Here is a 12,086-nt window from a genome sequence, read left to right as displayed (position 1 = left end):
TTGGCAACCTGATTCGTGGAACCTCGACAAACCCTTCGAGTCGGGCCGGCATAACGGCCATCTCGATACCGGACGGTGAACTCCCCCGGGCCCAGGACCGCCCCATTCCCTTCTGCGCACCTATCCCTCGGCCTGCAACACGCTTGAATACAGGTTCGCCGCCTGGCGTGAGCTCCGCTCGCGCTGCCCGCGCCAGGTAGATGGCCGCATCGCACCGGCGACTCCACGATTGCGTGGATTCCGGAACGACCGTGATGCATCTTCCCAAGACAGTTCCGACGAGATTTGCATCTACCGAATAAATACCGATATCGCAACTATCAATTTCAATTCTGTTATTTAAGCGTTTATGATTGGACCCCTGGATACGCCAAGCGACGTCATTGATCGATCACGCTGCCGATCGACTCGTCTCGTCGCGAATTACGTCACCGCCGGGAAATGCCTTCTTGTTTATCTCGTTACAAGCAGGCGGATCGCATTGCCTTTCACGACGTAATTTTCGTCATACAGGATTCGGCCGGCACTCCCCGCGAAGTGACGCTCGATGTGATGCATCGTTGATTTGTTTTAAGCGGCATTTAGAATTGTACGCAATAAGACGTTTGGTATTACCCCAACCATGAGAGCGCGAATCAACTCGCTCGCTTTCTGAGGTACGCAGAAATGCAGACATCACCCCCCACCACAAACCTGGATTCATACGATTTTGGCGCGCCAGGCGTCGCCGCCGAATGGCCCGACCAGCTCCATGCATTATTGAAAAAGTTCGGCGTCGCGCAAGCCGCCTATGTGCCGGACGGCGGACATGCCCGACTGATCGAGAAGCTCGACTCGGACGACTCGATCCGGACCATTTCCCTGACGACCGAGGAAGAAGGTGTCGGCGTCATTGCCGGTGCCTGGCTTGGCGGACAACGCGCGGTCTTGCTGATGCAGTCCTCCGGGGTCGGGAATTGCGTCAACCTGCTTTCGCTGATCCGCAGTTGCACGATGCCCGCCGTCATTCTCGTAACCATGCGGGGAGAATGGGGCGAGTTCGTCCCGTGGCAAATTCCGATGGGACAGGCCGCGCGCAAGTGCTTCGAACTGTTCGATTTCGCCGTCATCCATGCTGCAACGGCAGAAGACGTCGCCCCGAGCGTCGAAGCGGCGCTCAAGATGGCCTTCTATGGCTACAAGGCAACCGCCGTGCTTATTTCGCAGCGCGTGATTGGCGCCAAGTCATTCGGAAAATTCTGAAGCAAGTCCTGTCAACACCGCCCGGTCACCGGAGTGGCAGCAGCAAGCGATCGATTCCGGCCAATTGGTCGCCATCGGCCGGTTCGCCCGTCATCGACATGACCCGGCCGGCTCGATACCAAAAGTTCGTCAGCCTGCCACCTGACTGTTCGCTCCGCCGGAACCGGACAAAGCACCTCAAGGAAAACCGATGCCTGAAAACATCATGTTGAACGGGTTACTGGAGCGTCGATGGGTCGTATCGACACTGCTCGAGTCTCGCGAGAATCTCCTCGTCATCAGCGGCCTGGGCTCGGCCGTGTGGGACATCACCGCAGCCGGCGATCACCCGCTCAACTTTCCCGTATGGGGCGCCATGGGAGCGGCATCCACCGTGGGTCTCGGCCTTGCGCTCGCGCAGCCCGACCGTCCCGTGCTGGTCGTCACCGGGGACGGCGAAATGCTGATGCAGCTCGGCGCACTCGCCACCATCGGCGTGCAGCAACCGAGGAACCTGTCGATTGCGGTGCTCGACAACGAATGCTATGGCGAAACCGGCAGGCAGCGCACGCACACTGCCAGCGGAATCGACCTTGCCGGGGTCGCGCGGGCTTGCGGCATCGAGCGCGCATCAGTCATTCGTTCACCGCAGGATGTCACCGACCTTCGATACAAGGTGCATGCGCGCACCGGTCCGCTGTTCTCGCAGATCAAGATTGCTGCAAACAAGCCGGCCCTCGTCATGCCGCCTCGAGACGGGTCCTACCTCAAAGACCGCTTCAGGACGGCGCTGCTTGGCGACATCGCGCTGGACTAAGTCGCATCGCGCAACTCTCGAAGGCGATCCCGGTTTTTAGACGACAGGCCGTCACATGGAGAAATACTTTTTCCCGGCTCTTTATATTTATACGCAGTACAAAATTTCAATTCCATAACCGATCTTCAGGCTTGCCCCCCGCGCAATCGCTCCTGAGCACAACCTGAATTTTCCGCCTGGGCGCCAGCGCCATCAGCAAGCATTCCGGCAGTCGTTTTCCATTTTTTCTTTGAAGGAGATGTGATGATTTCTGCTCAGCAAGCCCAGCTCTATGCTCGCCATGGATTCGTGGTGGTCGACAACATTTTCGATGCGGAGAAAATCGGCGAGGCGATCCGCGCGATCGACGAGCTGCTCGACCCGAGCAATCTCGGCAAGGCATTCGAGATGGAACCCCAGGACGGTGCAACTGTACGGCGAATCTGGTCACCGACGCAGAAGCACGACGTATTCGAGCGCCTGGCCGCCGACCCCGCCCTGCTCGACTGTGTACAGAAGTTGATCGGCGACGACGTGCTGTTCCATTACAGCAAGATCAACATGAAAGGCCCGAAGGTCGGCAGCGTCGTGAAGTGGCACCAGGATTTTTCCTACTATCCGCACACGAACTCGGATCTGGTGACTGCGTTGATTTTCCTCGACGACGCCACCCGGGAAAATGGCTGTCTTCGCGTCATCCCTGGCTCGCACCGTCGCGGCCTTCGATCGCACGACATCGACGGCTTTTTCCGCGGCACCGTGTCGGACGTCGTCGAATCGGAAGCCGTGGAAGTCGAAGTCAAGGCCGGCGGCGTGCTGTTCCTGCACTGCCTGACACTGCATGCGTCCGAACGCAATACATCCGATCTCCCGCGCCGCACGTTCTTGCCGGCTTACCGCGCGGCCGACGCGTTTCCGATCTATTTCGGCCCGCACGCCGCCCACAACGAACCGGGCGTTCGACTGTTGCGCGGCCAACCGGCCCGCGTGGCGCGCGTGGAGGCAGGCCTGCACTACCTGCCGATCGCGGAGCGCGATTTCGGTTCCCTCTACGAGGTGCAGGAAGGCTCGCACCTGAAAAAGCCGATGTCGGACATGAAATCCGCGGGGTATGCGGTTGCGTGACGCATCGACGGGCCGTGACCGCTCCTGTCGCTGCCCGTTGCCCGTTTCTCCGCCGGTCGAGGCCGTTCCGTCATGAACGCTTCGCCCGAAGTACATCCCGGGATATTCCCGTTCCAGCGACTGCTTGAGCAAAGCCGATGCTCACATCATCCAGATGTGAATGTATCGATATCTCGTCAAGACAACCGAGGTCATCATGTACCTGAGAGTGAACCCCGCACCGCACCTGAAACCCGTGATGTCTGTACCGGCATCCAAGCCGGAAACCCAGCGCGCCATTGTCACCGCGACCCTCGCTACCGGCCGCTCCCGAATCCACAATGATCTGCGTTGCCTCGAAACCGACACGATGAAGCAAGCCTGCCGGCAACTGGGTGCGCAAATCAGCGAGCATGACGGCTTTCTCGAGGTTATCGGCGTGGGCCGCAACTTCACGAACGATACCCTTGTGATCGACGCGAAAGGCTCGGGGCTGGTGTTCCGCACGCTGTCGGCCATCGCTTGCGCACGTCGCGCGCCCACCATCCTGACCGGCGATCACACGCTGCGCCGCAGGGTCATGAAGCCGCTGTTCGACGCGCTCGCCTCACTCGGCGCAAACATCCACCATATCGGCGACCCCGGCAAGGCGCCCGTCATCAACTGGGGACAGCGGATCTCGCGTACGCATGCCGAGCTGCCGGGCGACGTCAGCTCGCAATTCGTCACCGCGCTGCTCTTTCTCGCGCCGCTGTCGGACCAGCCGATGACGATTCACCAGAGCGAACCGGTCCTGTCGAAATCCTATATTGCGCAAACGGTCGACTTCCTGCGCAAGGCATCGATCGATATCGACGTCGATGCGCGATTCAGCAATTTTTCCGTTCGGCCCGGCGAGTACACCGCATTCGATTCGCACATCAACGCCGACTACACGTCGCTGTCATACCTGCTGTTCGCATGCACGGTTTTCCCGGGCGAGTATGTGATCCGCGGCATCACCAGTGACACGCTACAGGGCGAGCAGATCTTCATCGATGTGGTAAAGGCGCTTGGAGTGAAGGTGATGCATGACGACACGGCGAAGGAACTGCTGGTTTCCAGCGTTCACGCCAGGCTGTCCGGCAAACATGAGGTCGACGTCAGCGACGGCCCGAACATCATCCCGACCCTGGTTGCGCTGAGCCTGTTCGTGGAAGGCGAATTCCGCGTCGTGGGCGGCTCGGTGACGCGGCTTCACAAGTCGTCGCGCATCGAATCGATGGTCACCGAGGCCACCAAGCTCGGCGCGGACATCAAGCTGCTGTGGAATCAGCAAGGCGATATCGACGGATTCGTCACGCACGGCAAGCACGACTATGAAGGCGGGGTGTTCTTCACCAGTTGCGGCGATCATCGCAACTTCATGTCACTGTTCGTGGCGTCGCTTAAGTTCCGCCGCCCATGCCACATCGACGGATTCCACGACGTGATCTGCTCTTTCCCCGAGTTCCTCACACAGTTCGAGGCGCTCGGCGCGGAATTCTCACCGGTACAACGCGTCGTCTCCGGCCCTGCGGTTATCGACGAGTAAGGCCGCAACGACCACCCATTTCCGTGCTTGTCAACGCAAGGATCGGCCGCTGCCGGACCGGTCCTCCGACGCCGGCATGCGACGCGTTGCGGAAATCTGGCGCGGCGTCAGGCAAGCAGCTCGACCGCCGCGCGAATCCTTTCTCTCATCCACGCTTGCGCGGGCACGCTATCGTGGCGCCGATGCCAGTACATCGACCAATGAAAACCCGTCGACGCGAACGGCAGTTCCTTGAGTACGAGCCCGTCTTCCGCAAAGCGGTCGGCCAGGCGCGCGGACATCACCGCGATCATCGACGAGTGGCGCAGCAGGTGGGGAACCACCAGCCAATGCGGCACGTTCAACGCCACGTTCCGGACGCGTTGCATGCCGGCCAGCGTGGCATCCACGTAGCGTCCGTCGGTCGAGCTGATCGAAACCTTGAGATGCGGCAGTTCGAGAAACAGCTCCATCGTCATCTCGTCGGCGGCATGCCGATGATTCCGTGCCAGCACGCACACCATGCGGTCGTCGAACAGCGGCGCCGATCTTACCGCGCTCGTATGTTCGAGATCCATGCTGACGGCGATATCGATATCGTCTGCATCGAGTGCAGTCACGGTCTGGCGCGGCGGCAGATGCACCACGTCAAGCGTCACGTTGGGCGCTTCCTTCTCGAGTTGAGCCAGCAGGGACGGCATCAGCAGATACTCGAGAACGTCCGACATCCTGAGTCGGTAGTGCTGCTCAGTCGTTCCAGGATCGAACGAATTATTGGACTTGATGAGCCGCTCAGCCTGCCGAAGGAGTTGTCTCAGCGGTTCCTCCAGTTCCAGCGCGCGTGGCGTCGGCTCCATACCCGAAGCATTGCGTATCAGCAAGTCGTCGCGCAACAGCATTCGCAAGCGTCGAAGCGCGCTGCTCATGGCTGACTGACTCAACCCGACCTTCATCGCTGCCCGCGTCACGTGCTTTTCGGACAGCAGCGCCTCGAGCACGACCAGCAGGTTCAAATCAACGCTACGTAGATTCATAGGGGTTCGCGAGAATGTAGTTTGAAGCGGCTGTCTATTACCCTTCCAGTCATCCGGTGAATTCTGCGGCCTGGGGAGAGGATTCGGATCGGCCTCGAAGCGCGCACGAACGTGATCGACTATCGTCGTCGCGCGCAATTACCGCTTCGGGAATGTTGCGTCAGAAACGCCATGCACGGACCAGCTTGCCTGGCGCTGCCCCGGCCAGGCCGGTGGTCGTTGCCACCGGCCGCCGGATATCATCCGCTGCTGCACGGCCTCCGCCAATGAGCATGCGATTGCCCAGGCGGGAATTGTTCATCGCACATGCTGGCCCTCTCTTTCTGTTTGTCCAACCAATACCCGAGGACATACCTTCTGTCGAAGTGGCATGACTCTCCACTTCACCAAAGGCAACATTGCAATCGCAGGAAAAGAGAAGCTTGATATGGCTATCCGCGATCGATGCCCTCAGCGACATCTTCTGCCATATCCCAAATATCTGCATCGAGCCGAATCGCGTTAGCGTCCGATCGCCGCTCCCCTGATTCCGCACGGTCTCGCACGACGAGACTGTCCGGGCCGTGGCCCAAACCACACAACATCCTCCCGGCGGCTCGGAGGCCCCCTCAAGCCCGCTGCAGAATATCGACCGCCTTCTCCGCATCGTCCCGCGAGTCGACCCCGAGATACGCGATGAACTGCGAACCCAGCACGGCCGACGACACGCCGCGCAGATTGATCCCCCCATCAGCGAGCATCTGCGTCAATTGCGCAATCGCGCCCAATTGATCCAGCCCCATGACGCGCACGGAGTGAACGCTCGGCGTGACGCTGAACCCCGCTTGCGTCGCGGCGCGCACCACCGCGTCGCCCTGCAGCGGCGCGACGAACACGACCCCCTTGCCCGGCGCCTCCGACGTGCGGCGCGCGACGATGAACTGCAGGTCCGCGCCCGCATCCCGCAGCGCGCCCAGCACGCGCGCAAGGCCGCCCGGTTTGTCGTCGATGGTTGCGGCCCAGACGTCGACATGTTCCACGCTCAGTTCCATGGCAGCCCTCCTGCCCGACGCACCTCGATAAAAAAAATCTAGATCACCGCTTGCATGCGGGCAAGGCAGGGCCGCATCGCGCGGCAAAGGCAAAGGGTATCCCGGGCTTGCGCCGCGTCGACGCCGCACCGCACAATCGCGATACATCTCTCACCGGCTGCTCCCATGTCCCATGCGTCGCTCGCCACCGGCGTGCTCCTCGCCGCCGGCCTCGGCCAGCGCTTCGATCCGAGCGGCCTGCAAAGCAAGCTGCTCGCGCTGCTTCCCGACGGCACGCCGGTCGCGGTCGCGGCCGCCCGCCGCCTCGCATTGGCCACCGCCGACGTGGTCGCCGTCGTGCGCCCCGGCGCCGAGAAACTCGCGATGCTGCTGAACGAAGCCGGCTGCCGGGTGATCTTCGCGCCCGACGCCGAACGCGGCATGGGCGCGAGCCTCGCCGCCGGCGTGCGCGCAAGCGCCGACGCCTGCGGCTGGCTGGTCGCGCTCGGCGACATGCCATGGATCGCACCGTCCACCTACGAACTCGTCACCCGCACGCTCGACACCGGCGCCGCGTCGATCGTCGCGCCCGTCCATCGCGGCACGCGCGGCCATCCGGTCGGCTTCGCCGAGCGCCATTACGATGCGCTCGCGGCGCTCGACGGCGACACCGGCGCGCGCGCGCTGTTCGCCCGCGAGCCGATGACGCTGCTCGACGTCGACGATCCGGCGATCCTGCGCGACGTCGATACGCCGGCCGACCTCGCGCGCGGGCGCAACGAGCGCTGAGCGAATCCGGGTGCAAACGCGCGCCCGATTGCCTATAAAGGAGACGAGGCGCCGGCGCACCGCGCCGCCCGTCACGATCTTCGCGAGCGCTCCATGACCGACCACACGACTCCGTTGCCCGAGCCCCCGGCAGATCCCACCCGCGACCCGGAAGGCGATCCGCTCGTGCCACCGTCGCCCGGACATCACGACAGCCCGCAGCAGCCCGAGGGGCCGCCAAGCAAGGATCCCGTCTAGGGGTCGCGCGACGCCCGTTTCCGCATACCCGCTCACCGCGCGCACCGGCGTGGTGCAAGCGCGCGTGCGCATCGGGTCCGACACGCGCCGCCCCATTCCGCCCGCGCCCGCGCCTTCACCTTCACCTTCACCTTCACCTTCGCTTTCGCCTTCACCTTCACCTGACGCCGTGACATTCCGCCGCACGCTCTGCCGCACATCGGCGTGACGGGCGACGCCCGCCCATGCTCCCGCCCCGTTGTTTTCACGCGGCGATCCGCTCGCGGTCAAACCTTGCACGGAACGCGACGCACCGCCGCACGCGCGGCGCGGCATTCTTCACACCATTTTTCCCTGTTAGGGATTTCCCCTCTACGGCAGTGCACAACGCCGGCCGTCAAGAAAGTCATCCCGTCACGCCGCAAGCGGCGCGTTTCTCCGATCGACCGACCGAACCGACCATGCGCAACCTCTCCCTGAATCAGAAACTCGCTTCGATGATCGTCATCCTTTGGCTCGGCCTGCTTGTGATCGCAGGACTCGGCGCGTGGCAGACGCGCGCATCGATGATCGAGGACCGCCGCGACCAGCTGGCGGCGCTCATTGCGCAAGCGGTGAGCGTCAGCGACCACTACTACAAGCTGTCGCAGCAGAACGCGATGCCCGAAGCCGATGCGAAGCAAAAGGCGCTGGAAGCGATCGCCGCGATGCGCCACGGCGCGGACGGCTACATCTCGATCAACGACTCGAAGCCGGTGATCGTGATGCATCCGATCAAGTCCGAGCTCAACGGCAAGGACGTGTCGGGCTTCACCGATCCGGCCGGCAAGCACCTGTTCGTCGAGATCGTGAAGGCCGGCAACCAGGGCAGCGGCGCCGGCTTCGTCGAATACCTGTGGCCGAAGCCCGGCTCGAGCGAGCCGCAGTCGAAGACGAGCGCGGTGCAGCGCTTCGCGCCGTGGGACTGGTACGTGGTGACCGGCATGTACATGAACGACGTGCAGACGGCCGTGCTCGCGAGCATCGGCCGCTGGTTCGCGATGACCGCCGTGCTCGGCGCGATCGCGACGGCCGTGATGGTGCTCGTGCTGAAGAGCGTGCGCGCGAATCTCGGCGGCGCGCTCGAGGACGCGCTGGCCGCCGCGCAACGCATCGCGCAAGGCGACCTGACCGCGCAGGTCGACGTGAAGCAGAACGACCGCGGCAGCCTGCTGCACGCGCTGCACACGATGCAGGGCGGGCTGATCGACATGGTGTCGCGCGTGCGCATGGGTACCGAGAACATCAACGTCGGCGCGGGCGAGATTGCCGCCGGCAACACCGACCTGTCGCAGCGCACCGAGGAGCAGGCGGCCGCGCTCGTGCAGACCGCGTCGAGCATGGACGAGATGACCGCGAACGTGAAGCAGAACGCGGACAGCGCCGCGCAGGCCGCGTCGCTCGCCGAGCAGGCCGCGCAGGTCGCGACGCGCGGCAGCGAAGTGGTCGACGACGTGGTGCGCACGATGAACGAGATCACCGACCGCTCGCACAAGATCGGCGACATCATCGGCGTGATCGACGGCATCGCGTTCCAGACCAACATCCTCGCGCTGAACGCGGCCGTCGAAGCCGCGCGCGCGGGCGAACAAGGCCGCGGCTTCGCGGTGGTCGCGGCCGAAGTGCGCTCGCTCGCGCAACGCTCGGCCACCGCCGCCAAGGAGATCAAGTCTCTGATCGTGTCGTCGAACGAAACCGTCGAGCACGGCGCGACGCTCGTCACGAACGCGGGCGAGACGATGGCCGAGATCGTGCAGTCGGTGCGGCGCGTGAACGAGATCCTCGACGAAATCAGCCACGCGTCGCGCGAGCAGAGCGCGGGGATCGAGCAGGTCAACCGCGCCGTCGGCGAGATGGATCAGGTCACGCAGCAGAACGCGGCGCTCGTCGAGCAGGCGGCCGCCGCCGCGCATTCGCTGCGCGATCAGGCGGAAGCGCTGCGGGATGCGGTCACGCGGTTTGCACTGCCGGCCTGATACGTCTCACGCCGCGCTTTGTCGATGAGCGGCCGCGGCGCATCGCAGCGATGCACCGCCGCCGCGCCGCGCGCCTAGGCCGGCACCGAAGCGACGACGCTCGCGCCGTCGCGCAGGCCGAGGCACGCCGCACGCGAGATCAGCTCGACGTCGTTTTTTGCGCCGAGCTTCTTCATCGCGCTGATCTTCTGCGCGCTGACCGTCTGCTTGCCCTTGTTCAGCCGCTCGGCGATCGCCTTGATCGACACGCCGGACAGGTAAAGCCGGATCACTTCGATTTCGCGCGGCGACAGCTTCGGCGTGCTCTGGCGGTTTTCGGTGGCCGGCGTGAGCGTGTGCCTCACCGCCGGCGACAGATAGCTGCCGCCCGCGTAGCTCGAATGAATCGCGGTGACGATGTGGCCGACGTCGTCGAGCTTGCTGACGACGCCCGACGCACCCTGCGCGAGGATCGACCGGACGATCACCGGGCTCTCGTCCGTGACCAGCACGACGACGCCGACGCCTTCGCGGGATGCCCGCAAGCGGTCGAGCAGCTGCAGCGCATCCATCTGCCCGTCGCCTCGCATCGCGTAATCGACGAGTACGACGTCGCAGTCGATGCTGCCGAGCGCCGCGACCATGTCGCCCACGCGCCGGTAGACGCCAACCAGTTCGATCGCGCAGCCGTTGCCGGCGACGTGTTCCATGCCGGCCAGCGTCAATGGCCAGTCGTACGCAAAGACGGTGCGGATACTGAATTTCCCCATACGCGCTTCCCTTGGTTGCCGCGGTGTCGGCGGGCTGTCGCGCGCCGCCGTCCGGAGGTCGGCTTCGGTTTTCCTGTTCAGGCGATTTATAGCCTGATCGTCATTCTACGAATTCGGCGCGGCGCGGGATATCTGACACGAACTTAAATGCGCCTCAGAACGCTGGTACGAGTTTTAATTTGGCCCGGTGCGGTGAAGCACCGGCCGCCGTCCGGCTGGCCGAATGGCCGACGTTGGGGCCGGCGCGCTGCGGCGAGCGTGGCAGCGGGTAAAATTGCGGGCTTCGAATGCCATTGCGGGCGGCACGCCGGCGCGTGCAGCGTGCGCCCTCGCCTGTTTTCCCGATTGATCCATGACCGATTCCGACCTCCAAGCCGACGACACCACCCTCCACGAAGACACCCTCTGGCGCGACAACGGCTGGACCGCGCGCATCATCAAGAATGAAGACGACGACGGCTGGGCCGTCGAGATGGTCAAGGACGGCGAAGCCGAACCGGCGCTGGTCGGGCCGTGGACGATGGGCCGCGACAAGAAGAACCCGAAGCCGATGGATGCGAACGCGTTCCGCACGCTCGTCAAGACCGCGAGCGAGGTGCTGATGCGGCACGAGCAGCAGCGGCGCGCGATGCTGCACAAGGAGGTGACGGTGTGGGCCGGCGAGAATGAAGTGTCGGTCACGCTCGATATCGTGCCGGACGAGTTCGAGCCTTATGCGGAACTCAAGGCGTTCGACCGGTTCGGGGGATTGCTGGGCGACGCGAAGGTATCGGCGGGGTTCAAGCTCACCAAGGCGAGCGCCGACCGGTGGGTCGAATCGGGGTTCGCGCGGCCGTCCTGAGCGGGAAAAGGCGGCGACCCGTTCGCGTCGCGTCGAATTTCGGGCCGGAAGGCGTTCACAAAACTGCCATGTGCAGTTACAATGGCGACCCTCTTGCTCAGGTGGCGGAATTGGTAGACGCACTATCTTGAGGGGGTAGCGCCGCGAGGCGCGCGGGTTCGTATCTAAACATGCCCTTGGTGCACATTACAAAGTGCGGCTTGGCTCATGGCTGGCAGGGCTGTCCGCGATACGAGGCCTGGTGCATTCTGATTGCATTGAAATGCCGACGTGGTGAAATTGGTAGACACGCTATCTTGAGGGGGTAGTGGCGAAAGCTGTGCGAGTTCGAGTCTCGCCGTCGGCACCAAAGTATTTTCATGTTCATGCGCTTTGTAGGAGGTATCCGGAATTCCGTGTGTGAGGCGGGGTTGAGATTCAGACTCCGATGTTGAATCGTTCCGGGTAAAGCAGTGCGAACTGCGTCATCGCACTCTTCCAATCGTGCCGGGAACCGGTCCACTTGGCCACGACGTTGCGCAGCGCCAGCCAGATCAGTTTGAGCGCGGCCTCATCCGACGGGAAGTGGCCGCGCGCCTTGATGATCTTCCGAAGCTGCATGTGCAGCGACTCGATCGCGTTGGTCGTATATACAATTTTCCGGATATCCGGCGCGAAGGCGTAGAACGGAATCACCTGATCCCAGGCTCGGCGCCAGAGCGCGGCAATCGGAGGGTATTTAGTACCCCACGGGCTCGTATCGAACGCGTCCAGCGCCAC

General features: G+C 63.3%; 12 protein-coding genes and 1 tRNA gene. 8 read left to right on the top strand and 5 right to left on the bottom strand.

All coding sequences use genetic code 11. The annotated features are described in order from the left end of the window. Nucleotides 1-666: 666 nt before the first annotated feature. From HWY45_RS19485 to HWY45_RS19470, 4 genes are all read left to right on the top strand, one after another. Nucleotides 667-1,242 (top strand): thiamine pyrophosphate-binding protein, encoded by a 576-nt coding sequence (locus HWY45_RS19485; RefSeq protein ID WP_081059802.1) that lies wholly within the window; start codon nt 667-669, stop codon nt 1,240-1,242. Nucleotides 1,243-1,432: 190 nt separating this feature from the next. Further along, nucleotides 1,433-2,038 carry a thiamine pyrophosphate-dependent enzyme gene (locus HWY45_RS19480; RefSeq protein ID WP_081059801.1) on the top strand — a complete coding sequence of 202 codons (606 nt, stop codon included), beginning with the start codon at nt 1,433-1,435 and terminating at the stop codon, nt 2,036-2,038. A 243-nt stretch (nt 2,039-2,281) separates the two neighbouring features. Further along, the gene (locus tag HWY45_RS19475; protein WP_059884038.1) at nt 2,282-3,142 is read left to right on the top strand and encodes a phytanoyl-CoA dioxygenase family protein; all 861 of its coding nucleotides are present in this window, start codon (nt 2,282-2,284) and stop codon (nt 3,140-3,142) included. A 196-nt stretch (nt 3,143-3,338) separates the two neighbouring features. Then, nucleotides 3,339-4,694, top strand: a complete 1,356-nt coding sequence (locus HWY45_RS19470; protein ID WP_059884171.1) for a 3-phosphoshikimate 1-carboxyvinyltransferase — start codon at nt 3,339-3,341, stop codon at nt 4,692-4,694. A gap of 107 nt (nt 4,695-4,801) precedes the next feature. Here the strand turns inward: HWY45_RS19470 and HWY45_RS19465 are convergent, their stop codons facing one another. The 3 genes from HWY45_RS19465 to HWY45_RS19455 form a co-directional block, all read right to left on the bottom strand. Beyond that, nucleotides 4,802-5,707 carry a LysR family transcriptional regulator gene (locus tag HWY45_RS19465; RefSeq protein WP_059884037.1) on the bottom strand — a complete coding sequence of 302 codons (906 nt, stop codon included), beginning with the start codon at nt 5,705-5,707 and terminating at the stop codon, nt 4,802-4,804. 160 nt (nt 5,708-5,867) lie between these two features. Beyond that, nucleotides 5,868-6,194 (bottom strand): hypothetical protein, encoded by a 327-nt coding sequence (locus HWY45_RS19460; RefSeq protein ID WP_124481012.1) that lies wholly within the window; start codon nt 6,192-6,194, stop codon nt 5,868-5,870. 121 nt (nt 6,195-6,315) lie between these two features. Continuing rightward, nucleotides 6,316-6,738, bottom strand: a complete 423-nt coding sequence (locus tag HWY45_RS19455; protein ID WP_059884036.1) for an ACT domain-containing protein — start codon at nt 6,736-6,738, stop codon at nt 6,316-6,318. A 165-nt stretch (nt 6,739-6,903) separates the two neighbouring features. Between HWY45_RS19455 and HWY45_RS19450 the strand changes: the two genes are divergently transcribed. Together HWY45_RS19450 and HWY45_RS19445 are read left to right on the top strand one after the other, a co-directional pair. Continuing rightward, entirely contained in the window at nt 6,904-7,506 is a 603-nt protein-coding gene (locus tag HWY45_RS19450; RefSeq protein ID WP_059884035.1) for a nucleotidyltransferase family protein, read from the top strand. A 677-nt stretch (nt 7,507-8,183) separates the two neighbouring features. After that, on the top strand, nt 8,184-9,737 hold the full coding sequence (locus tag HWY45_RS19445) for a methyl-accepting chemotaxis protein (RefSeq protein WP_059563022.1): 1,554 nt from the start codon (nt 8,184-8,186) through the stop codon (nt 9,735-9,737). Between the two features lie 74 nt (nt 9,738-9,811). On the opposite strand, the gene HWY45_RS19440 is transcribed toward HWY45_RS19445, so the two are convergent. Then, nucleotides 9,812-10,486 carry a LuxR C-terminal-related transcriptional regulator gene (locus HWY45_RS19440; protein ID WP_059884034.1) on the bottom strand — a complete coding sequence of 225 codons (675 nt, stop codon included), beginning with the start codon at nt 10,484-10,486 and terminating at the stop codon, nt 9,812-9,814. A 352-nt stretch (nt 10,487-10,838) separates the two neighbouring features. Between HWY45_RS19440 and HWY45_RS19435 the strand changes: the two genes are divergently transcribed. Beyond that, nucleotides 10,839-11,327, top strand: a complete 489-nt coding sequence (locus HWY45_RS19435; protein ID WP_059884033.1) for a hypothetical protein — start codon at nt 10,839-10,841, stop codon at nt 11,325-11,327. Between the two features lie 264 nt (nt 11,328-11,591). After that, nucleotides 11,592-11,676, top strand: a tRNA-Leu gene (locus HWY45_RS19430). A gap of 68 nt (nt 11,677-11,744) precedes the next feature. Here the strand turns inward: HWY45_RS19430 and HWY45_RS19425 are convergent. After that, the coding region (locus tag HWY45_RS19425; RefSeq protein ID WP_150999185.1) for a transposase at nt 11,745-12,086 on the bottom strand (342 nt) is incomplete at its 5' end.

It is taken from the genome of Burkholderia stagnalis, assembly GCF_902830275.1.
Taxonomy (GTDB): Bacteria; Pseudomonadota; Gammaproteobacteria; order Burkholderiales; family Burkholderiaceae; genus Burkholderia; species Burkholderia stagnalis.
Note: the sequence above shows the minus strand (reverse complement) of the source record. Positions and strands in the feature narration are given on the sequence as shown.